This is a genomic window from Amycolatopsis echigonensis, from assembly GCF_002846615.1.
GTDB lineage: Bacteria > Actinomycetota > Actinomycetes > Mycobacteriales > Pseudonocardiaceae > Amycolatopsis > Amycolatopsis echigonensis.
Genome location: NZ_PJMY01000003.1, coordinates 1,516,509 through 1,535,366 on the forward strand (window position 1 = coordinate 1,516,509; position 18,858 = coordinate 1,535,366).

Below are 18,858 nucleotides of genomic sequence, written 5' to 3' on the forward strand. Positions count from 1 at the left end.
CGGAGTTGTCCACAGATTGCGCAAGGTGGTTTCGCGCAGTTGATCAAGGCGTCATTCTCGATCTATGACGACTACCACAAGCACTGACTCCCTTGCTTTCGGTGATCTCGTTTCCCACGGTGTACTTCACCGACGGCACCTGCGCGTCGCAGGAATTTCAGACCGAAGAGCCGCGCAGTTGTCCGGCCCGGGCGGACCGTGGCGACAGGTGTATTCCGGCGTGTATCTCGTGCACGACAAACCTCCGAGCCGTGAGGAACTCCTGCACGCAGCCGTTGCCCGGTACGGTCCCGGAACGGTCATCACCGGCACGGATGCGTTGTGCGCGCACGGAATCAGCCATCCGCGGACGCCGGAGATCCATCTTCTGGTGCCGCACAACCGAAGGCCGGCCAGCGAACCGCGCGTCATCACCTACCGCACTGCCCGGATGCCCCAAGCAATCCTGATCGACGGCCTGCCCTACACCAGCGCCGCTCGCGCCGCCCTCGACCTTGCCCGGAGGGAAAACGATCCGGACGAGATCGCGAGACTGGTGTCGCTGCCGCTGTATTGGGGCCTGGCGGACCGCGCCGAGCTGACGACCGAACTGAACATCGGAAACCAGCGCGGCTCAGCCGCCGTACGGACAGTCTTGCGCAACCTCGACGACCAGGAAACCTTCGCACACGGACAAGCACTCCGAGTCCTGCAACGAACACCACTGCCCACCCCGCAATGGAATGTCGCAGTCTGCGACCGCCGCGGCCGCCGGCTCGGCACTGCAGATGCCTGGTGGGACGAAATCGGCCTGGCGTGGCGCTACCGCACCGCAGCAGGCCCCGAAGACTTCAGCCATCTAGCCCTGGCCGCGACCGGCACCGTGCTGTTCCGGTGCACCCCACGACAACTCCGCGAATCACCGGCGGAGATGAGCACGGAACTCCTCAACGCCTACCGCCACGCGACGCGCACGCCCCGCCCGAAAGTGCGCGCCGTCTACAAGACAGGAAATGCCGCATGACTCAAACCTGACAGGTGACCACCGTCGTCCGCGCTGGCGAGCAGACGAGGGCAGGAGGGCACATGATCGGCCCTGGCCGACGAACCGCAGTGAGTGACGTCGTCGCATTGCGGGAACCCACTGCGGCTACCGGGCACCACTCCCGCAGGGGTCCTCTCCGGCTGGCCGTGAACGCTCAGGGCACCGCGGGAAGCGTTGCGGCAGGGCAGGTTCTGGGTCCGGTCAGTTGCTGGAGTGAGCGGTGTTGTCCAGCCAATGCTGGGCGTGACCAGCGTCGCCGTCGACGCTGACGTCGGTGGCGTCGCGATCGGTAAGGGAGAGTCGGCGGGTCAAGATCAGCAGCAGGGAGCGCGCCGGGCCGATTACCGTCACCTCGGCTTCTCGGGTTCTTGGCTGCCACGTCGCACCCTCGGGACGGCGTTCGACGGACCACGCCCCCATGCCGTCGGCGGTGTCGGTGGCCAGCCACTGAAGGGTCTGCCCGGTGCCCCGGATGGCCTGGGCGGACGCGGGTCGCTGCAGGTCCCATGTGGGCGAGGTGAGCATTGCGAAGTGGTTGGTGATGAGCGCGGCCGCGATGTCAGCGTCGATGTCGAGCGGTTGGTTCGCCGCCTTCGCGGCGTCAGCGCCGTGGACGACGGCCTCGTTGAGCATGCTGGTCATCCAAAACTGCGTCCCGGACCGTGCGTCGCCCGCGGCGTTGAAGACCGGCGAGTCGAGCGCGTCGTCGGAGCACGCGTTGGCAACGCGCTGCGCGGACTCCGACAGCCATGCCTGCCACTCGCGGGAGTCTGCGGGTGGCGTGGCCATCTCCGTGGGCAACTGCGTGGGGTCGGTGATGCGCCGCTCGATGATTTCCGAGACCCAGTGCTGCGTCTGGCCCACGTACGTGACCAGGTCGGTGACCGTCCATTTCGGAGCCGTCGGCACGACGGTGTCGGATCCAGCCGCGAGGGCGGACTCGGCCAGGCACCGAGTGTGGTCGACGATCGCGCGCCGGGTGCGGTTCGGGGCCAGGTCAGTCATGGGAGGTCCTTAGGTGTCTAGGCAGGTGGCGATCACGTGCCTTCGACTACGCGTCGAACGACGGTGCCAGGGATCGACGGGCCCCTGGCGCAATCTTTCGGTCTTCAACCTGGCCCCCAAGGGCCGGAACTTCCCACCGCAAGTCCGACGCACGGACGAAACTCCCAGCTACAGACCTGTCGACCGACGCCGCGGCACCGATCCAGTCACCAGTACTCGTCGGGCAGCTTGCCTTCGATGTCCCGGACGTGGTTGCGCGCGCAGTCCGGGCAGAGCCAGCGCTGTTCGCCGTTTTCCTTGGTGCTCACCCAGGCCAGGGCAGCGAGCGGATCGGTTTCGGCGGCGCGTGCTCGGCCGCACCGCGAGCACGTGGGTTCGGGCGCGGTCACGGTCGACGTCCGTAATGCACGGTGCGCGCGCCGAGCAGGAAGAGGTCGCGGCGTTTGCCGAGGTAGTGGGAGCTGACCGGGTCGAGCAGGGCAGCCAGGGTCGCGCGGTCTTCGTCCGAGAGATGGTCGGCGCCGTGGGTCGCGAGACGGGAAAGGTGGTGGTGCACATAGTCGGTGAGACCGTCCGAGCCAGGCGCGGGGTGGTCCACCAGCGCGCTGAACGAACTGACGTCGGCGAGCCCGGCGCGTTCGAGCGCGACTGTCCAGCCGTAAGGCATCGGCACGGCGCCGTCGATGCCCTCGCGCATTCCGACGAACCATTCAGCCTGCGCGGCCTGCAATCGGTCCTCTAGGCCAGGACGTCCGAGTCCGAGATCCCAAGGGAGGCAAGAGAAGGACAACCCACCTTCACTGAGCGCGACTACTCCGTCAGCCAGCGCGATTGCGGTAAGCGTGCCGATCGCAGCCTGCTGATCCGGAAGATGATGCACGACGCGCGATGCCCATACGAGATCCGCAGTCGGCAGCAAGTCGGGCAGGGAACCGTCGGCAAGGTCGGCGACGACCGCTCGGACCTCGACAGTCGGCGTGGTGCCCTCGGCTGCTGCGTGTTGGCCGCCCGATGGCCCAGGCGCACGACCGTTGCCGGTAAGCGTTGAGCCGCCCGACCGGTGGTCCTGCGCTGCGGCGCGTACGGCACGCTCGGCTTCATGGAGAAGTTCGGGGGTCGCGTCGACCAGGATGATCGTGCCGCCGCTCCGGGCGGCCAGGGCTTGGGCGAAGTGGGTGCTCATTCCGCCGGCTCCGCAGCCAAGGTCGATCACCGTGGGGTTGACCGGGAGTTTCTCGGCTAGGCGAGCCGCGATGGCGGCTTGGGCGGGAGCGTCGAGGGCGTCGGCTGCGCGGAGGAGAGCCAGCCGGTCAGCCCAGTCGATGTGGTCGTGCGTATGTCCGGACACGGGCTCATTGAACACCCGTCCGCGGTCCCCGGACGAGAACGAGCCTGGACGGTCCCCCGACGGACCTTCCAGGCTCGTCCCGGCGAAGTCATGATCGCCGCGGAACCGGTCGCTTGCCGTCCCCTTCGGCTAAGCGCCGTAGGCGGTGACTCGCGCCCATGCCCGCGAAATCGCTGCTGGTTTCTGGCTCCACGCCGCCCCAGCCGGTCGCGCCGCCCGAACTGATTGGCACCGCTCAGGTAATTGGCCGCTCACGCCGGTGGACCACCCAGATAGCTGACGGACAGGCCCCGCCGCGGTCGCTTGGCCACCCCCACGGCGGACCGCCCGAGCCGGATAGGCCGCGCCCGACTGGTCGGCCGCGCAACCAGTTGGCCGCTCACGCCGGTGGACCACCCAGATAGCTGACGGACAGGCCCCGCCGCGGTCGCTTGGCCACCCCCGCGGCGGACCGCCCGAACCGAGTAGGCCGCGTCCGACTGGTTGGCCGCGCAACTAGTTGGCCGCCGTCCGGTTGGGACGGCCGGACTGATTGGACAGCCCGGCCTCATCGGCCCTCCCAGACTGATGGGGCCGATTGGGCCGATCGGCGACACGAACTGGTTGGCTGCCCTCCCGGTTGCGACGTCCGTCCGGTTCGGATGCCCGTGCGGTTGGACGGGCCGGACCGATCGGCCTGCCCGGACCGATTGGGCCGGTCGGCACCCCGAACCGGTTGGCCGCCTGTGCCGGTCGGCCGCCTGAGCGGTTGCACAGGTGCACAGTTGCGCAGTTGAGCGGGCGGTCAGGCGGTCAGGCAATCAGGCCGAACGAATCAGGCCAACTGCCTGATCACCCGGCGCGCAACCGGGTGATCAGGCGGCAGAATCCGATCGAACCTGATCGATTTCGCGCAACCCGACCCGAACCGCAACCCAACCCGAACCGGGTGGCACGAATCGAGTCAGGACAACCGAAATCGGCGGCATCAACGTCCGGACAGCCGACGCCCGCCAGCCAGGACTGGAGGCAGTCCCGGTGGCAGGCACCGGCTCCCGGACGAAGCAGCCGGTCAGGCAAAGGGCCGAAACCTGGGCTTGCCTGACCAGACCACAACACCGCGTTAGTTGGGTGGTTGGTACCGCTCCGCTCGGCTGGCCGCCCAGCGGGCTACCCGCGACCAGCGGCGCGCGGCTCGTGCCCGGCGCCACGGGCGTTGGGCTTCCTGTTCGGTTATCAGGTCGCGTATTCGCGCTCGGGACAGTTCTTCGTGAAGCAACATCTTCGTGGTCTCCTGAGACTTGTTCTGCTTGGGCTTCGGCTGGACGCGGACCGGTTTTCCGGTGCGGGCCTCGAAATCGCGCGTGGTGATGAGGTCGACGGTCATGCGGCTGCGCTCCGGGCTGCTGCGGCGGGTTCGAGGGCGGCGTTCTTGCGCGGACGGCCGCGGGGCCGCTTGCGTGCGATCACCGCGCCGCGCTCGAAGATCTCTCCTCCCCAGACACCCCACGGCTCACGCCGGGCGAGTGCTCCCGCGAGGCAGGCCTCGCGGACCGGGCAGCCGGCGCAGAACGCCTTGGCCCGCTCGAGTTCCGCGGGCGATTCGGCGAACCAGAGGTCCGCGTCGCGCGAGCGGCAGGGGAGTTCCGGCTCGGCGACGCCGTCGAGCAGGTCGCCTATGTCGAACCCTTCGGCTAAGGGACCCTCGGCGAGGGCGATGGCGGATGACATTTCCGTGCTCCTTTGCGGTGCGGTGGTGGTGTGGCGGTGGGCGATCGAACTGGACAACTTGTTCCTTTGTGTTGTGCAGCCACAAAAACACGAAGGCCGCGGATCCGGTTACCGGTTCCGCGGCCTTCGTGAGCCTTGAGTCCTGACTAGGTCAGGAACTTCGCTCCCGTATCGACAACGGAACACGGAACTGCTTGACGGTCGGCAGATCGACATCAACCTGCGGGTACGCGGCAACGACGGCGGCGGTCGCGAGAGTGATGCCGGCCGGGGCCCCGTTGCGCTCAATACGACGCATGCCGTCACGGTGACGAGGCGTTCCGTCGATGTGCGCGAACGTGGACACACCGGTGCCCTGGCGCGGGGCGGCGACGGTCGTGCAGACAGGCAGACCGGTGCCAGGGTTCGTGTGCATCAGATTGCTGATCATTTCACCGGCACCGCCTTTCTTCTGTCGGACTGCGCCGCGCTAGGCGGCAACCGTCGTGTTCTTCCCCAGACCGGGCCCTCTCGCCCGGGTGCCTACGCAGGTTATGCGCCCCGGCGCAACCGGGGCAACTTATTTTCCCAAATCTCTGCCGAAAAGCTGAAGATCGCCCGAGAGCTGCAGGTTCGCCGCATCGATCACCGCGAAGACGCGGTCAAGATCGCATCGACGACCGGACCACGTCGAGCACTTCCGCGCCGAACCGCTCCAGCTTCGTCGCGCCGATCCCGGAGATCGACACCAGCGCGCCGTCGTCGGTCGGCCGTTGCTCGGCGATCGCCATCAGCGTCGCGTCGGTGAACACGACGAACGCCGGCACCTTCAACTCCCGCGAACGCTCCCCGCGCCACGTCTTCAGCTTCTCCAGCAGCTCCTCGTCCACTGTGGACGGGCACTTCCCGCACCGCCCCAGCTTGACCTCCATGGTCTGCACCAGCGGACCGCCGCACAGCCGGCAGCGGGCGACGTTCGACCCGGGCTTCGCCCCCTGCTGCGAACGGGCGATGCGCGCCGCCGGGTGGTCCTCCGGGATCAGCCCGTACAGGAACCGCGAACGCCGCCGGTTGCGTCGGCTGCCCGGCCCGCGGGACAGCGACCACGACAGCGACAGATGCTCCCGAGCCCGCGTGACGCCGACGTAGAACAGCCGTCGTTCCTCTTCGATCGCGGCGTCGTCGCCGTCCGCGTGCAAGATCGGCATGGTGCCCTCGGACAGGCCGACGAGAAACACCGCGTCCCACTCGAGCCCCTTCGCCGCGTGCAGCGACGCGAGCGTGACGCCTTCGACGGTCGGCGGGTGCTGCGCCGCCGCGCGCTGTTCGAGTTCCGCGACGAAGCGAGGCAGGTCCGCGTCTTCGACCGACGCCGCCAGTTCCTCGGCCAGCTCCACCAGCGCGAGCAGTGCGTCCCACCGTTCCTTCGCCGCTCCGCCCGACGGCGGCTGCTCGGTGAGGCCGACCCGCGCGAGGACCGAACGCACCGCCGTGACCAGCTCCAGCGAGGTGGGTTCCATCGACGCCGTGCGCAGCGCCGCCATCGCCTGCCGCACCTCGGTGCGCTGGAAGAACCGCTCGCCGCCGCGGACCAGGTACGGGATCCCGGCTTCGGTGAGCGCCTGCTCGTACGCCTCCGACTGCGCGTTCACCCGGAACAGCACCGCGATCTCGCTTGCGGGCACCTCCGCGTCGAGCAGCTCGCGGACCCGCCGCGCGACCGCGCTGGCTTCGGCGGCCTCGTCCTCGTACTCGGCGAATCGCGGCTCCGGACCGTCCGGGCGCTGCCCGACGAGCTTCAGCCGCGATCCGGCCGGACGTCCGCGCGCGGCGCCGATCACACGGTTCGCGAGCGCGACGACCTGCGGCGTGGACCGGTAGTCGCGTTCGAGGCGCACGACGGTCGCCTCCGGGAAGCGCCGCGTGAACTCCAGCAGCGACTTCGGCGAGGCACCGCCGAAGGAGTAAATGGTCTGGTTGGCGTCGCCGACGACGGTGAGGTCGTCGCGGCCGCCGAGCCACGCGTCGAGCAGCCGCTGCTGCAACGGCGTGACGTCCTGGTACTCGTCGACCACGAAGCAGCGGTACCGGTCGCGGAACTCGGCCGCGACCGCCTCGTGCTTCTCCAGAACCGCGGTGGTCTGCAGAAGCAGGTCGTCGAAGTCGAGAACCTGCGCGTTTGTCTTCAGCTCCTCGTACCAGCGGTAGACCTCGGCGACCTGCGCGACCGGCGCGGGAGTGTCGCGCTGCGTCCGCGCGGCGACCGACGGGTAGTCGTCCGGCGAGACGAGCGACGCCTTGCTCCATTCGATCTCGCTCGCCAGGTCACGCAGGACCTCGGTCTCGGTGCTCAGCCGGACGCGCTGGGCGGCTTGCGCGACGAGCCGGAACTTGTTGTCGATCAGGTCCCACGGCCGGTCGCCGACGACCCGCGGCCAGAAGTAGCGGAGCTGACGGCGCGCGGCGGCGTGGAAGGTCAGCGCCTGCGCCGCGTCGACTCCGAGACCGCGCAGCCGGGTGCGCATCTCCCCCGCGGCGCGCGTCGTGAAGGTGACGGCCAGTACCTGCCCGGGCGCGACGTGGCCCGATCGGACCAGGTGGGCGATGCGGTGCGTGATCGTGCGGGTCTTTCCGGTGCCCGCGCCGGCGAGGACGCACACCGGGCCGCGGGGGGCCGCCGCGGCGGCGCGCTGCTCGGGATCAAGCCCGTCGAGCAGGCTCGCGCGGCTCTGCCGGCTCTGGGGAGACGATGCGATGGCCACCCCGCGATCCTCGCAGAGGGGGCCGACGGATTCCCGGCCGGGCACGCGGCCGTATCCTGGTCATATGGCGGGCAAGCAGGACAAGGAAGCGGCCAAGCAGGCCAAGCGGGAAAAGCGCGCTGCGAGCAAGGCCCGGCGCGGCCAGCTGTTCGAGGCGTTCAAGATGCAGCGCCGCGAAGACCCGATGCTCATCCCCTGGATGGTCGGTTCGATCGTGGTGGTCGCCGGTTTGCTCTTCGGCATCGGCTTCATTTTCAACATTCAGTGGACGCTGCTGCCGCTGGGCATCGTGCTCGGCATCCTGCTCGCCGTGATCATCTTCGGCAGGCGCGTGCAGCGCACGGTCTACGGGAAGGCCGACGGCCAGCCCGGCGCGGCCGCCTGGGCGCTGGAGAACATGCGCGGCAAGTGGAAGGTCACGCCGACCGTCGCGGCGACGACCCAGCTCGACGCCGTGCACCGCGTGCTCGGCCACCCCGGCGTGATCCTCGTGGCCGAGGGTGCCCCGCACCGCGTGAAGAGCCTGCTCGCGCAGGAGAAGAAGCGCGTGTCGCGGCTGGTCGGCGACACCCCGATCTACGACGTGACGATCGGCCACGAAGAGAAGCAGGTTCCACTCAAGAAGCTGCAGTCGCACCTGGCGAAGCTGCCGCGCAACCTCAAGCCGGCCCAGGTCGACGCCCTCGAAGCGAAGCTGGCCGCCCTCGGCTCGCGCGGCGCGGCGATGCCGAAGGGCCCGATGCCCGCGGGCGCGAAGATGCGGAACGTGCAGCGCACCATCCGCCGTCGCTGACGCTTGCTTACCGAAGAACCCCCGGTCCGTTCGACCGGGGGTTCTTTGTTTCCGTCAGCGCATCCGGATGACGACAGTGTTGGTGGCGCGGTCGAGCCAGTTGCGGCCGTCGGCGTTGCGCACCAGCGGCGGGAGCAGCAGCGCGGTCAGCACCATCCGGACCAGGGCGCGCCACGGGCCGACCATCGCCGCCCCGTCGAGGCGGGCCACCCGGACGCCCACCGCCGCCATGCCGGGCGTGAAGCCGAAGAACGTGACCGGAATGACCGTAATGACCGCCCAGACCGCCCCGGCCCACAGGTTGAACGTCTGCATCGCGGCTGCGTTCTGCAGGTCATAGCGCACGAAGAGCGCCGTGATCAGGGAGGCGAGCACGAGGTCGAGGACGAGCGCGAGGAAGCGCGGACCGCCGCCCGCCACCGCGCCCACGCCGGATTCGGGCAGGCCCATCGACTCGCCGCGCCACTTCGGGGCCTCGCGCGGGGCCGCCGCGGTGGAGCCGTCGCCCGCGCCCGGCAGCCATTCACCCGTCCATCTCGCCACCCGTCCAGGGTATGCCGGTGGCGCGGACCACATCCGGCCTGGTCGACTGGGCAGTGACGGCGGCCCGTTAACACCCGCGAAACATTCGGGTGACGGTCGGGCAACACCGCGCTCTTAGCGTGAGCCGAAGAGAGTACAGCCGCCGGTAACGAACGAGAAGGAGTCACCGAGGGTGCCCACTACTCCAGACGACATTCAGCGCCTCATCGCCGATGAGAAGGTGGAGTCCATCGACGTCAGGTTCTGCGACCTGCCGGGCGTCATGCAGCACTTCACGGTGCCCGCGAAGGCGTTCGACCTGGAGGCGTACGAAGAGGGTCTCGCCTTCGACGGCTCCTCGGTGCGCGGCTTCCAGTCGATCCACGAGTCCGACATGCTGCTGCTGCCGGACCCCGAGACGGCGCGGATCGACCCGTTCCGCAAGGCGAAGACGCTCTCGCTGAACTTCTTCGTGCACGACCCGTTCACTCGCGAGGCCTACAGCCGCGACCCGCGCAACATCGCGCGCAAGGCCGAGCAGTACATCTCGGAGTACGGCGTCGCCGACAACGTCTACTTCGGCCCGGAGGCGGAGTTCTACATCTTCGACTCGGTCCGCTTCGAGGACGCCGAGCACCTGTCGTTCCACGAGATCGACTCGATCGAGGGCTGGTGGAACACCGGCGCCGACACCGAGGGCGGGAACCAGGGCTACAAGACCCGGTTCAAGGGCGGCTACTTCCCCGTCCCGCCGGTCGACCACTTCGCCGACCTGCGCGACGACATCGTCCGCCAGCTGACGAACTCCGGCTTCCAGATCGAGCGCGCGCACCACGAGGTGGGCACCGCCGGCCAGACGGAGATCAACTACAAGTTCAACACGCTGCTGCACGCTGCCGACGACCTGCAGCTGTTCAAGTACATCGTGAAGAACACCGTGTTCGCCGCGGGCAAGACCGCGACGTTCATGCCGAAGCCGCTCGCCGGCGACAACGGCTCGGGCATGCACTGCCACCAGTCGCTGTGGAAGGACGGCCAGCCGCTGTTCCACGACGAGTCCGGCTACGCGGGCCTGTCCGACACGGCGCGGCACTACATCGGCGGCCTGCTCAAGCACGCGCCGAGCCTGCTGGCCTTCACCAACCCGACGGTGAACTCGTACCACCGCCTGGTGCCGGGCTTCGAGGCCCCGGTTTCGCTCGTGTACTCGCAGCGCAACCGCTCCGCCTGCGTCCGCATCCCGATCACCGGCAACAACGCGAAGGCCAAGCGCGCCGAGTTCCGCTGCCCGGACTCCTCGGGCAACCCGTACCTGGCGTTCTCCGCGATGATGATGGCCGGGCTCGACGGCATCAAGAACAAGATCGAGCCGCCGGAGCCGATCGACAAGGACCTCTACGAGCTGCCGCCCGAGGAGGCCAAGAACGTCAAGCTGGTCCCGGGCGACCTGGGCACCGTGCTGGACACCCTGGAGCAGGACCACGACTACCTGCTCGAGGGCGGCGTCTTCACGCCCGACGTGATCGAGACGTGGATCCAGTACAAGCGCGAGAACGAAATCGACCCGCTGCGGCTTCGCCCGCACCCGTACGAGTTCTCGCTGTACTACGACGTGTGATCTGAACTCGCACTACGTGAATGGCCCGTCAGCATCTCGCTGGCGGGCCGTTCGCGTTTCTCAGCCGTGTGGGCCCGAGCCGCTGTGAACGCTGTGACGCATAGGGCTAGGACGCGGACGATCTCGCGGAGGAGATCACCGGGGTTCCGGGGGTGGGGCCGCTTCGGCGCGGATGATCGCCGAGTACAGCTTGGGGCCGACCTCGTGGGTACGGCGGACGTCCACGTTCACGAGACCCGCGGAGTGGAGCAAGGCGCGGTAATCGTCAGCGGTGAGTGCGCCGCCTAGGCATTCCTTGTCGGCGGCCGCGCGTTCCGCGTCGGTCAGGGTTTCCTCGGCGAGGAGGTCCGTCACGCCGAGGCGGCCGCCGGGACGCAGAACTCGCGCGATTCCCGCGAAGACAGCTGGTTTGTCCGGCGACAGGGCGATGACGCAGTTGGAGATCACCACGTCCACCGTGTTGTCCGGCAAGGGAATGGCCTCGATCGTGCCCTTGACGAACTCGACATTCGCGAGGCCCGCCTGCGCGGCGTGCCGACGGGCGAGGGCAAGCATTTCGTCGGTCATGTCGAGGCCGATGGCACGGCCGGCGGGTCCGACGCGCCGGGCGGAAAGCAGTACGTCCAGGCCGCCGCCGGAGCCGAGGTCGAGGACAGATTCGCCGGGGCGCAGGTCCGCGACGGCGAGCGGGTTTCCGCAGCCGAGACTGGTGGCCGCGACTGTTTCGGGGACGTCCTCCTCTGCGTAGTGCACTGCGCCGAGCCGGTCGGATTCGGACAGCAAGCCGGTGGCTTCTCCGGCCAACGCTCGCCGGGCCGCATTGGCGTAGCGTTCTCGGACCGCGTCCTGGTCAGGGCTCATCTGGGTACCTCGCAAGCGACGTCAGCAAAGGGGACGGCGGTGCGGCCCATGACGACGTCGGCCGCGCTCGGGAAGCAGGACAGACACCGCTCGTTGATCTGGTACAGCCGAGCGGTGCCGTGCGGTCGCACGAGGACGAACCGGGCTTCGGTGAGGATCTTCAAATGCGCCGAGACAGTTGATTGGCTCACGCTCACCTGCTCGACGATCTCGCCGACCGGCAGCGGGCGGCCCGCGGAGGCGATCAGGTGCAGGATCTGTACGCGCGTCGGGTCCGCGAGCGCGCGGAACCATCCGGCGTAGGTTTCCGCGGCAGCACGGTCCAGCACGACAGCCTCCTTCATCGTCTATCGACGATAGACGATGAAGGGGTCAGCTGACCAGGTCGGCGAGCAGGGCCTGGACCCTCCGGTCGATCTCGTCGCGAATGGGGCGGACCTGCTCGACCGGGAGGCCTGCCGGGTCGTCGAGCTGCCAGTCCAGGTAGCGCTTGCCGGGGAAGACCGGGCAAGCATCGCCGCAGCCCATGGTGATGACCACATCGGCCGAGTGCACGCCCTGAGTGGTGAGGGGCTTGGGAATTTCGCGCGACAGGTCGATGCCGAGTTCGGCCATGACCGCGACGACCGCGGGGTTGATCGTGTCGGCTGGCGCGGACCCGGCGGAGCGGACGAGCACCCGGCCGCATGCGTGATGGTGCAGCAGTCCGGCCGCCATCTGCGAGCGCCCGGCGTTGTGGACGCAGACGAAGAGCACCTCGGGGGTGGTCATGACGAAACCTCCGCGGTCGCGGACCGGCGCCGAAGCGCGAGAGACACGTAGACAAGTGCGACGAGGACCGGGACTTCGATGAGCGGCCCGACGACTCCGGCGAGCGCCTGCCCACTCGTGGCGCCGAAGGTGGCGATCGCGACGGCGATGGCGAGTTCGAAGTTGTTGCCCGCCGCGGTGAAGGCCAGCGTCGTGGTCCGTTCGTACGACAGGCCGATCGCCTTGCCGACCGCGTAGGAGCCGGCCCACATGAGTCCGAAGTAGACCAGCAGCGGCAGCGCGATCCGGGCGACGTCGAGCGGGCGGCTCGTGATCTGGTCGCCCTGCAGCGCGAACAGGACGACGATGGTGAACAGCAGTCCGTACAACGCGATCGGGCCGATCTTCGGCAGGAACCGGGATTCGTACCAGGTGCGTCCCTTCGCGCGTTCGCCCAGCCGCCGGGACAGGTAACCGGCGAGCGGCGGGATGCCCAGGAACACCAGCACGCTCTTGGCGATCTGCCCCGCGGAAACGCTCAGGTCCGCTTGCGGCAGGCTGAGCCAGCCGGGCAGCACGGCGAGGTAGAACCAGCCGAGGACGCCGAACATGACGACCTGGAACACCGAGTTCAGCGCGACCAGCACGGCGGCGGCCTCCCGGTCGCCGCAGGCCAGGTCGTTCCAGATGATCACCATCGCGATGCAGCGGGCGAGGCCGACGATGATCAACCCGGTCCGGTACTCCGGCAGATCGGGCAGCAGCAACCAGGCGAGCGCGAACATCAGCGCCGGGCCGATCAGCCAGTTCAGCACCAGCGACGGCCACAGCAGCCGCCGGTCGGCGGTCACGCTGCCGAGCCGGTCGTAGCGGACCTTCGCCAGCACCGGGTACATCATCACGAGCAGACCGAGCGCGATCGGCAGCGAGATCCCGTCGACCGAAACCGCGTTCAGCACCCCGGCCAGGCCGGGGATCGAGCGGCCGGCCAGAAGACCGAGCACCATCGCGGCAGCGATCCACACCGGAAGGAATCGGTCCAAAGTGGACAGTTTGCCGACTACGCCGGTTTCCGTCGTCACGCCAGCGTCTCCATCTCGCCCGGGACCAGCGTGGCCGAGAGCCGGGCCAGGAGCTCCGGACGGACGCGGTAGTACACCCAGGTGCCGCGCCGTTCCCCGGTGATCAAGCCGGATTCGCGCAGCACCTTCAGGTGGTGCGAGATCGTCGGGCCGGTGAGGTCGAACGCGTCGGTCAGGTCGCATACGCACGCTTCCCCGCCGGCGTGGGACGCGATCAGCGAGAGCAACCGCAGCCGCACCGGATCGGACAGCGCTTTGAACAGCTTCGACAGCTCCGCGGCCTGGTCCTCGTCCAGCGGTTCGCGCGTCAATGGGGTGCAGCACGCGCTGATCGTTGCCATCAAGAGCTGCTTCGACATGCGTCTATCTTGACAGACATCTAAGTAGACAGCAATCTAGGTCTGCCCCTGTTTCGATGTTCATCTATTCAAGGAGTACGGGATGTCCCGAGTTCAGCTCGCCCTGCGCGTGGGAGACCTCGCTGGTTCGATCGACTTCTACTCAAAGCTTTTCGGCGTCGAACCAGCCAAACTCCGGCCGGGATACGCCAACTTCGCCGTCGCCGAGCCCGCGCTCAAGCTCGTGCTCCTGGAGGGCGAGCCCGGGCAGGCGACCGTCCTGGACCACCTCGGCGTCGAGGTCGAGTCGACGGACGACGTCAACGAGGCCAGCAAGCGCCTCACCGGGGAGGGCTTGGAGACGCTGACCGAGGACAACACGACCTGTTGCTACGCCGTGCAGGACAAGGTGTGGGTGCACGGTCCGGGCCAGGAGCCGTGGGAGGTTTACACGGTCAAGGCGGATTCGCCGACTTACGGCTCCGACAGTGCCGCGCTCGCCTCGTGCTGCACGTCCGAGGAAGCCGCCAAGCCAGAAGGATGTTGCGCTTGATCTCGGTGGCTGCGGCTCAGAAGTTCGCCCGCCGCGCGCGGTCGAAAGCGAGCGCGCTGCCGAGTTCAGTCCGGCTGGCCGGGTGCAGGCAGTAGCGGCCGAGCAGGCGATAGGCGAAGGTGGCGTCGACGCCGAGGGTCTTGGCCGGGATCCGGCTCGGCGGGCAGCCGGTCCTGGCGCCACCAGCGGGTGAACTGCTTGCGCTGCCATTGCTGCTCGTTTTTCCCGGCCGCTACCCAAATCTCCGGCCCGTCGAGGAAGTACGGCTGGATCGACATGACCGCTGACCACGGCAGGAACGATTCGAAAGTCCGCCGCCCGCGAACTGCACGGCCGAATAGGGCAGACCGGTCGCGGGCCAGCCCTGCGCGCGCATTGTCGCCACCGCCGAGCCAGCCGGTTTCCGACGCAACCGGGCGTCCGCGCCTACCACGGCGAAAACGGCCAGCAATACGGTGAACCACGCCGCGCCAGTCCCCGCCACCCCTCTCCCCTGTCATACGAGTACGCACTGATCGCCGCCGCCATCAGGGCCAGTAGAACCAGAACGGCCATCGCGTTGCGATATCGGCCTGCCGGGCCGTACGCCCATGCCTCCGGAACCGTCAGCTCAGAAGATTGGGTCCCAGACATGTTTCACCCCGCAGCAGGCATGCGGGCGGAGTCGCCGTCGACCTTCGTCTCGGTCGCTCGCACCGCTCCGTCTGCCGAACCGCGCACGGTCGTCGAGCGTCACAAACAGCCGGGCTCGCCGCGAACCGCGCGGGACCGGTCGTCGATCCGGAGCGGAGACACCTCTTGCCACCAGGCATCCGGCACCGTTATGTTAATGAGAAATCACTTCCTCCGAGACTGTCGACACGGGGCGGCGAGCAGCCCCTGGCCGGTGATGGGATGGCAACGACGCCTACCAGAGAGGCAGACAAGTACATGGAGAATCTCAGCAGAAGGAAGGTGCTGACCCTCGGCGCGGCGTTGGGCATCGCGGGCATGGCGGGCACCACCGGCACTGCGTGGGCGTGGTCGAGCAAGGGGTCCATCGCCGGGAGCGGGACGGGGGCCGATCCGTTCCAGGTCTGGGACGACACCGCGGACGCGGTAGCCAAGGCGTTGCTGACCGAGGGCAAGGTGCCGGAGGTCAACACCGCCTGGGAGAGCTGGATCGACAACAACGCGCCGTTGCCCGCTGGCATGCCCGACTATCTCGTGGCGTATCTGCAGCAAGTCAACAAACTGCCGTCGTGGGCGGATCCGGCCAAGCTTGCCGCGTCGGAGAAGCTTTATACCCGGCTGAGCAGTTATCTGTTCGTCTCGGAGTCGCTCGGCAGCGGGATCATGAGCACCGTTATTCCGAGGGAGGCGCGGGCGGTTTACTGGTCAGCCGGCGGCGCGGACATGAAGCAGCGGGCGGCCAAGACGTTCACTTTTGGTTACGACCTGCACAACTCCAAGGCTTGGGCGCCGGACGGGCATTTCGTCGTTACGGCCAACAAGACCCGGCTGGTGCACGCGGTGGTGCGGAATTTGCTGCCGACGTCGGCGAAGTACCAGGCGGGCGCGGATCAGCCCAAGCCGATCAGCAACGGCGACATTCTGCGGACGTTCCATTCCGTGGCCACGTTCGCGCGCAGCAACATGCTCAAGTGGAACATCGCGTTGTCGACGGCGGAGCAGGACGCGGACCTGCATGCCTGGCAGGTCACGCTGCATCTGCTTGGCGTGCAGGAGCAGTTCATTCCGCAGACGTGGGCGGACGCGGAAGCGCAGGCACAGCACATGCTGTGGCCGGTGCTCGGGCCGACCGAGGAAGGGGTCAGCCTGGCGAAGACGTTGCTCGGATATATCGAAAATCCGACGCTCGGGCTCGATTCCGGATTCGTCAACGAGCTGGTCCGGTATCTGCTCAACGACCAGATGGGCGATTGGCTCGGGCTCCCCCGCGACTACGCGCAGGCGGCGTTGGTGCGGATCGAATGGCCGGCGTATGTGGCGTTCCGCGAGGGCGTCTCCAAGATCATGCCGGGCAGTTTCTATCTTTTCGACCAGTTCGTGCGCGGCATTTCGATGATGTACCTCAATAACGGCACCTCGCCGACGCAGACGCCGATCACGCTCCCCACGGCGAATCGGCCGGGTGCCTAAAGTCCCAGTGCGCTCAGCAAGAATGCGGTGACGGCGGCGCGGTGGTCGGGGGTGTCCTCCCACCGCAGCCGCCGGCCGGTTTCGACTACCGCGCCGAAGCCCGCGTGCACCAGCACGCGGGCCTGGTGCGCGTCCAAATCCGGCCGGGCCAGGCGGAGTTGTTCCTCCCATACGGCGATGTGCTCGCGTTGCGCGAGGATCAGCGGACGCTGCAACGACGCGGGCAGGCCGCCTAGTTCGGCAGCGGCGACGTTGGTCAAGGCGGTGTGTTCGAAGCTGTACGCCACGTAGGTTGCGGCCAGCACGGGCAAGGCTTGTGCGCCGGTGGTGCCATGCAGGTTTTGTTCCACAGCTTGCGACAGGAGTCCCGCGGCTTGCAGGCAGGCAGCCGCCAGGATTTCGGCTTTGTTGGGGAAATGACGGTAGAGCGCCGACGGCACCAAGCCGACCGCCTCGGCGATGCGGGCGTTCGTGACCGTGGCGAATCCGTCGCGTTCGAACAACGGCACGGCGGCGGCGAGGATTTGCGCGCGGCGGGTTCGTGGCACCGGCTGAGCGGGAAGCTCTACCGACGGCGCGGCCGGGGTGGTCGTCGAGGTGGCGAGGCGCAGGGCGGATTCGGTCAGCAGATTCTCGGCGCGGTGGTGGGCGATCGACGTACGGTGCATGGTGATCGAGCCGATCGCGCCGAGTGCGGCTACGGCGCGGAGCTCAGCGTCCGGCGACGGCCGCACCACATCGGTCACACGCGCGACGACCTGGGCGAATTTCGCGCTCAAGACGCGACGGTCCGCTCGATCGAGGTAACGCGCTTCCCAACGGTAAAGGCCGCCGGATTCGCGGTGCGCGACCGTGACGCGGGCCAGCGGGCGGAGGACCTCGGCCGCGGGCGCGTCCGGCGGCACCGCGTCGAGCGCGACGACCAGGCGGTCCGCCATCACGTTCGCGCACTCAGTGAACAGTGCGTATTTGTTCGGGAAATGCCGGTACAGCGCCGCCGCGGTGATCCCGACGGCGGCGGCGATCTCCTCCATCGACGCCGCGTGGTACCCGCGTTCGCTGAAGGCGCGGCCCGCTGCCTCGACGATGAGCTGCTTGCGGTTGCGCGGACGGGTGGCCGCAGCCGGTTCGGAGGTCACCGCGGACCCCGAGCACACGGAAGCGGACGTACGGCCATGCCGGCCAGTCAATCACGAGACGGGCGCGTCTTCACGCGGGCGGGAGGAGACGCGTCGCCAGTGCCTCGAGCCAAAGCGGCTTCCAAGTAGTTAGTGCACGCAGCGAATTACCGGCCACGGCTACCGGCACCGCGGTGGCGACCAGTTCGGGTGCTCCGGGCATCGCTTCGGCTTTGGCAGACACCACTTCCGTCACCATGGCCAGCAGCTCGTCCGGGAACATCAGATCCCCATCCACACAGCGGATCTCCAGTCTGTCATCGCCCGGCGCCCAGTTCGAGGTTGCACCGGATGCGTTCCGGGCCCGCCGAATCGCCGGTTTTCCCGTCTGGCCGACGGTCTTCGCCACGAAATCAGCAACGCCGACGGGATCTCCGCGCGCAAGCGATCAGCGCGCGCAGATTGCCGAGCACAGCCTTACGCTCGTCCCAGGGAACAGGAGCCCACCACGGTACGAGCGGTGTTCATCGTCGGGCTGACGGCAACTCCACGCGCGACGATCCTCTCGGCGATCCGCGGGGCAGGGACCGCCCAGCGGGACCAGCCGAGGCCGGTGACCTGCGCCGGAGCGCCGTTCGATGATAATGACCGGGTGACCGTGACGAGGATCCGCGAGTTCCGCACCCTGCGCGGGCTGACCGTGCGCCAGCTCGCCGACCAGGCGGGAGTGTCGACCGGGTTGATCAGCCAGGTCGAGCGGGGCGTCACCGACCCCAGCCTGGAGACCATGCGGCGGATCGCCGAGGTGCTCGACATCCCGCTGTTCAGCCTGTTCCAGGAGCCGGACGAGGAAACCGTCGCGGTGATACGGCACGACGACCGGTACCGGATCTCCTCGCCGCACCACGCGATCACCTACACCCGCGCGTCGCCGGGCGGCGCGAAGCTCGAGGTGCTCGAAGGCGTGCTCGAACCCGGCGGGGTCTCGTCCGACGAACTGCGCTCGCATCCGTCCGAGGAGTGCGTCGTGGTGATCGCCGGACGGCTGACCGTCCAGGTCGGCGAGCAGACTCACGTGCTCAAGACCGGCGACAGTTGCCATTTCGATTCGGCCATCCCGCACCGCTTCCGCAACGACGGGCGGACCGCCGCCCGGTTCCTCGTCAGCGTCACTCCGCCCAGTTACTGATACTTCCGTCGGAGGTGCCCGACCCGAAATTGGTCTAGACTTTTCGGTTCGAACCCGGCGAAAA

Annotated in this window: 21 protein-coding genes; 6 read left to right on the forward strand and 15 right to left on the reverse strand. The window is 68.2% G+C overall.

Translation table 11 applies throughout. From position 1 onward, the window contains the following. The first annotated feature begins 208 nt into the window (after positions 1 to 208). Positions 209 to 1,003: a hypothetical protein gene (locus ATK30_RS11670; protein ID WP_416332653.1), complete on the forward strand. Its 795-nt coding sequence runs from the start codon at positions 209 to 211 to the stop codon at positions 1,001 to 1,003. A gap of 222 nt (positions 1,004 to 1,225) precedes the next feature. On the opposite strand, the gene ATK30_RS11675 is transcribed toward ATK30_RS11670, so the two are convergent. The 7 genes from ATK30_RS11675 to ATK30_RS11705 form a co-directional block, all read right to left on the reverse strand. Continuing rightward, entirely contained in the window at positions 1,226 to 2,029 is an 804-nt protein-coding gene (locus ATK30_RS11675) for a maleylpyruvate isomerase N-terminal domain-containing protein (RefSeq protein ID WP_101435624.1), read from the reverse strand. Between the two features lie 206 nt (positions 2,030 to 2,235). Beyond that, on the reverse strand, positions 2,236 to 2,418 hold the full coding sequence (locus tag ATK30_RS47700) for a hypothetical protein (RefSeq protein WP_101435625.1): 183 nt from the start codon (positions 2,416 to 2,418) through the stop codon (positions 2,236 to 2,238). Beyond that, positions 2,415 to 3,377, reverse strand: a complete 963-nt coding sequence (locus tag ATK30_RS11685) for a class I SAM-dependent methyltransferase (protein ID WP_101435626.1) — start codon at positions 3,375 to 3,377, stop codon at positions 2,415 to 2,417. Before ATK30_RS11685 ends, ATK30_RS47700 begins: the two co-directional genes overlap by 4 nt. 1,102 nt (positions 3,378 to 4,479) lie before the next feature. Continuing rightward, positions 4,480 to 4,743 (reverse strand): hypothetical protein, encoded by a 264-nt coding sequence (locus ATK30_RS11690; RefSeq protein WP_101435627.1) that lies wholly within the window; start codon positions 4,741 to 4,743, stop codon positions 4,480 to 4,482. After that, the gene (locus tag ATK30_RS11695) at positions 4,740 to 5,087 is read right to left on the reverse strand and encodes a WhiB family transcriptional regulator (protein WP_067592977.1); all 348 of its coding nucleotides are present in this window, start codon (positions 5,085 to 5,087) and stop codon (positions 4,740 to 4,742) included. Before ATK30_RS11695 ends, ATK30_RS11690 begins: the two co-directional genes overlap by 4 nt. 151 nt (positions 5,088 to 5,238) lie before the next feature. Further along, the gene (locus ATK30_RS11700) at positions 5,239 to 5,517 is read right to left on the reverse strand and encodes a hypothetical protein (protein WP_101435628.1); all 279 of its coding nucleotides are present in this window, start codon (positions 5,515 to 5,517) and stop codon (positions 5,239 to 5,241) included. Positions 5,518 to 5,728: 211 nt separating this feature from the next. Continuing rightward, the gene (locus ATK30_RS11705; RefSeq protein WP_101435629.1) at positions 5,729 to 7,828 is read right to left on the reverse strand and encodes an ATP-dependent DNA helicase UvrD2; all 2,100 of its coding nucleotides are present in this window, start codon (positions 7,826 to 7,828) and stop codon (positions 5,729 to 5,731) included. Between the two features lie 64 nt (positions 7,829 to 7,892). On the opposite strand from ATK30_RS11705, the gene ATK30_RS11710 reads away from it, so the two are divergent. Continuing rightward, positions 7,893 to 8,621 carry a DUF4191 domain-containing protein gene (locus tag ATK30_RS11710; RefSeq protein WP_101435630.1) on the forward strand — a complete coding sequence of 243 codons (729 nt, stop codon included), beginning with the start codon at positions 7,893 to 7,895 and terminating at the stop codon, positions 8,619 to 8,621. Between the two features lie 54 nt (positions 8,622 to 8,675). Here ATK30_RS11710 and ATK30_RS11715 read toward each other — a convergent pair whose 3' ends face one another. Then, positions 8,676 to 9,164, reverse strand: a complete 489-nt coding sequence (locus ATK30_RS11715) for an RDD family protein (protein WP_101435631.1) — start codon at positions 9,162 to 9,164, stop codon at positions 8,676 to 8,678. 172 nt (positions 9,165 to 9,336) lie between these two features. Between ATK30_RS11715 and glnA the strand changes: the two genes are divergently transcribed. Continuing rightward, a complete protein-coding gene (gene glnA, locus ATK30_RS11720; protein ID WP_101435632.1) occupies positions 9,337 to 10,761 on the forward strand; it encodes a type I glutamate--ammonia ligase in 1,425 nt (474 codons plus the stop codon). Positions 10,762 to 10,896: 135 nt separating this feature from the next. Here glnA and ATK30_RS11725 read toward each other — a convergent pair whose 3' ends face one another. From ATK30_RS11725 to ATK30_RS11745, 5 genes are read right to left on the reverse strand one after another with little or no spacing between them, the layout of a single operon-like run. After that, on the reverse strand, positions 10,897 to 11,622 hold the full coding sequence (locus ATK30_RS11725; RefSeq protein WP_101435633.1) for a methyltransferase domain-containing protein: 726 nt from the start codon (positions 11,620 to 11,622) through the stop codon (positions 10,897 to 10,899). Next, positions 11,619 to 11,966 carry an ArsR/SmtB family transcription factor gene (locus ATK30_RS11730; protein WP_183126515.1) on the reverse strand — a complete coding sequence of 116 codons (348 nt, stop codon included), beginning with the start codon at positions 11,964 to 11,966 and terminating at the stop codon, positions 11,619 to 11,621. The genes ATK30_RS11725 and ATK30_RS11730 overlap by 4 nt, the downstream gene beginning before the upstream one ends. Positions 11,967 to 11,994: 28 nt before the next feature. Then, positions 11,995 to 12,393 carry an arsenate reductase ArsC gene (locus ATK30_RS11735; RefSeq protein WP_101435634.1) on the reverse strand — a complete coding sequence of 133 codons (399 nt, stop codon included), beginning with the start codon at positions 12,391 to 12,393 and terminating at the stop codon, positions 11,995 to 11,997. After that, on the reverse strand, positions 12,390 to 13,454 hold the full coding sequence (gene arsB / locus ATK30_RS11740; RefSeq protein ID WP_101435635.1) for an ACR3 family arsenite efflux transporter: 1,065 nt from the start codon (positions 13,452 to 13,454) through the stop codon (positions 12,390 to 12,392). The genes ATK30_RS11735 and arsB overlap by 4 nt, the downstream gene beginning before the upstream one ends. Next, a complete protein-coding gene (locus ATK30_RS11745) occupies positions 13,451 to 13,813 on the reverse strand; it encodes an ArsR/SmtB family transcription factor (RefSeq protein WP_101435636.1) in 363 nt (120 codons plus the stop codon). The genes arsB and ATK30_RS11745 overlap by 4 nt, the downstream gene beginning before the upstream one ends. Positions 13,814 to 13,895: 82 nt before the next feature. Between ATK30_RS11745 and ATK30_RS11750 the strand changes: the two genes are divergently transcribed. Together ATK30_RS11750 and ATK30_RS11755 are read left to right on the forward strand one after the other, a co-directional pair. Continuing rightward, positions 13,896 to 14,345, forward strand: coding sequence for an ArsI/CadI family heavy metal resistance metalloenzyme (locus tag ATK30_RS11750; RefSeq protein WP_101435637.1), 450 nt, complete (start codon positions 13,896 to 13,898; stop codon positions 14,343 to 14,345). A gap of 930 nt (positions 14,346 to 15,275) precedes the next feature. Beyond that, the gene (locus tag ATK30_RS11755; protein ID WP_101435638.1) at positions 15,276 to 16,487 is read left to right on the forward strand and encodes an oxygenase MpaB family protein; all 1,212 of its coding nucleotides are present in this window, start codon (positions 15,276 to 15,278) and stop codon (positions 16,485 to 16,487) included. Here the strand turns inward: ATK30_RS11755 and ATK30_RS11760 are convergent. Then, on the reverse strand, positions 16,484 to 17,626 hold the full coding sequence (locus ATK30_RS11760) for a TetR/AcrR family transcriptional regulator (RefSeq protein ID WP_101435639.1): 1,143 nt from the start codon (positions 17,624 to 17,626) through the stop codon (positions 16,484 to 16,486). The genes ATK30_RS11755 and ATK30_RS11760 overlap by 4 nt on opposite strands. A 70-nt stretch (positions 17,627 to 17,696) precedes the next feature. After that, on the reverse strand, positions 17,697 to 18,014 hold the full coding sequence (locus ATK30_RS46110) for a hypothetical protein (protein ID WP_244194588.1): 318 nt from the start codon (positions 18,012 to 18,014) through the stop codon (positions 17,697 to 17,699). Positions 18,015 to 18,257: 243 nt separating this feature from the next. Between ATK30_RS46110 and ATK30_RS11770 the strand changes: the two genes are divergently transcribed. Further along, positions 18,258 to 18,794: a helix-turn-helix domain-containing protein gene (locus ATK30_RS11770; protein ID WP_101440760.1), complete on the forward strand. Its 537-nt coding sequence runs from the start codon at positions 18,258 to 18,260 to the stop codon at positions 18,792 to 18,794. The last annotated feature ends 64 nt before the right edge of the window (positions 18,795 to 18,858 follow it).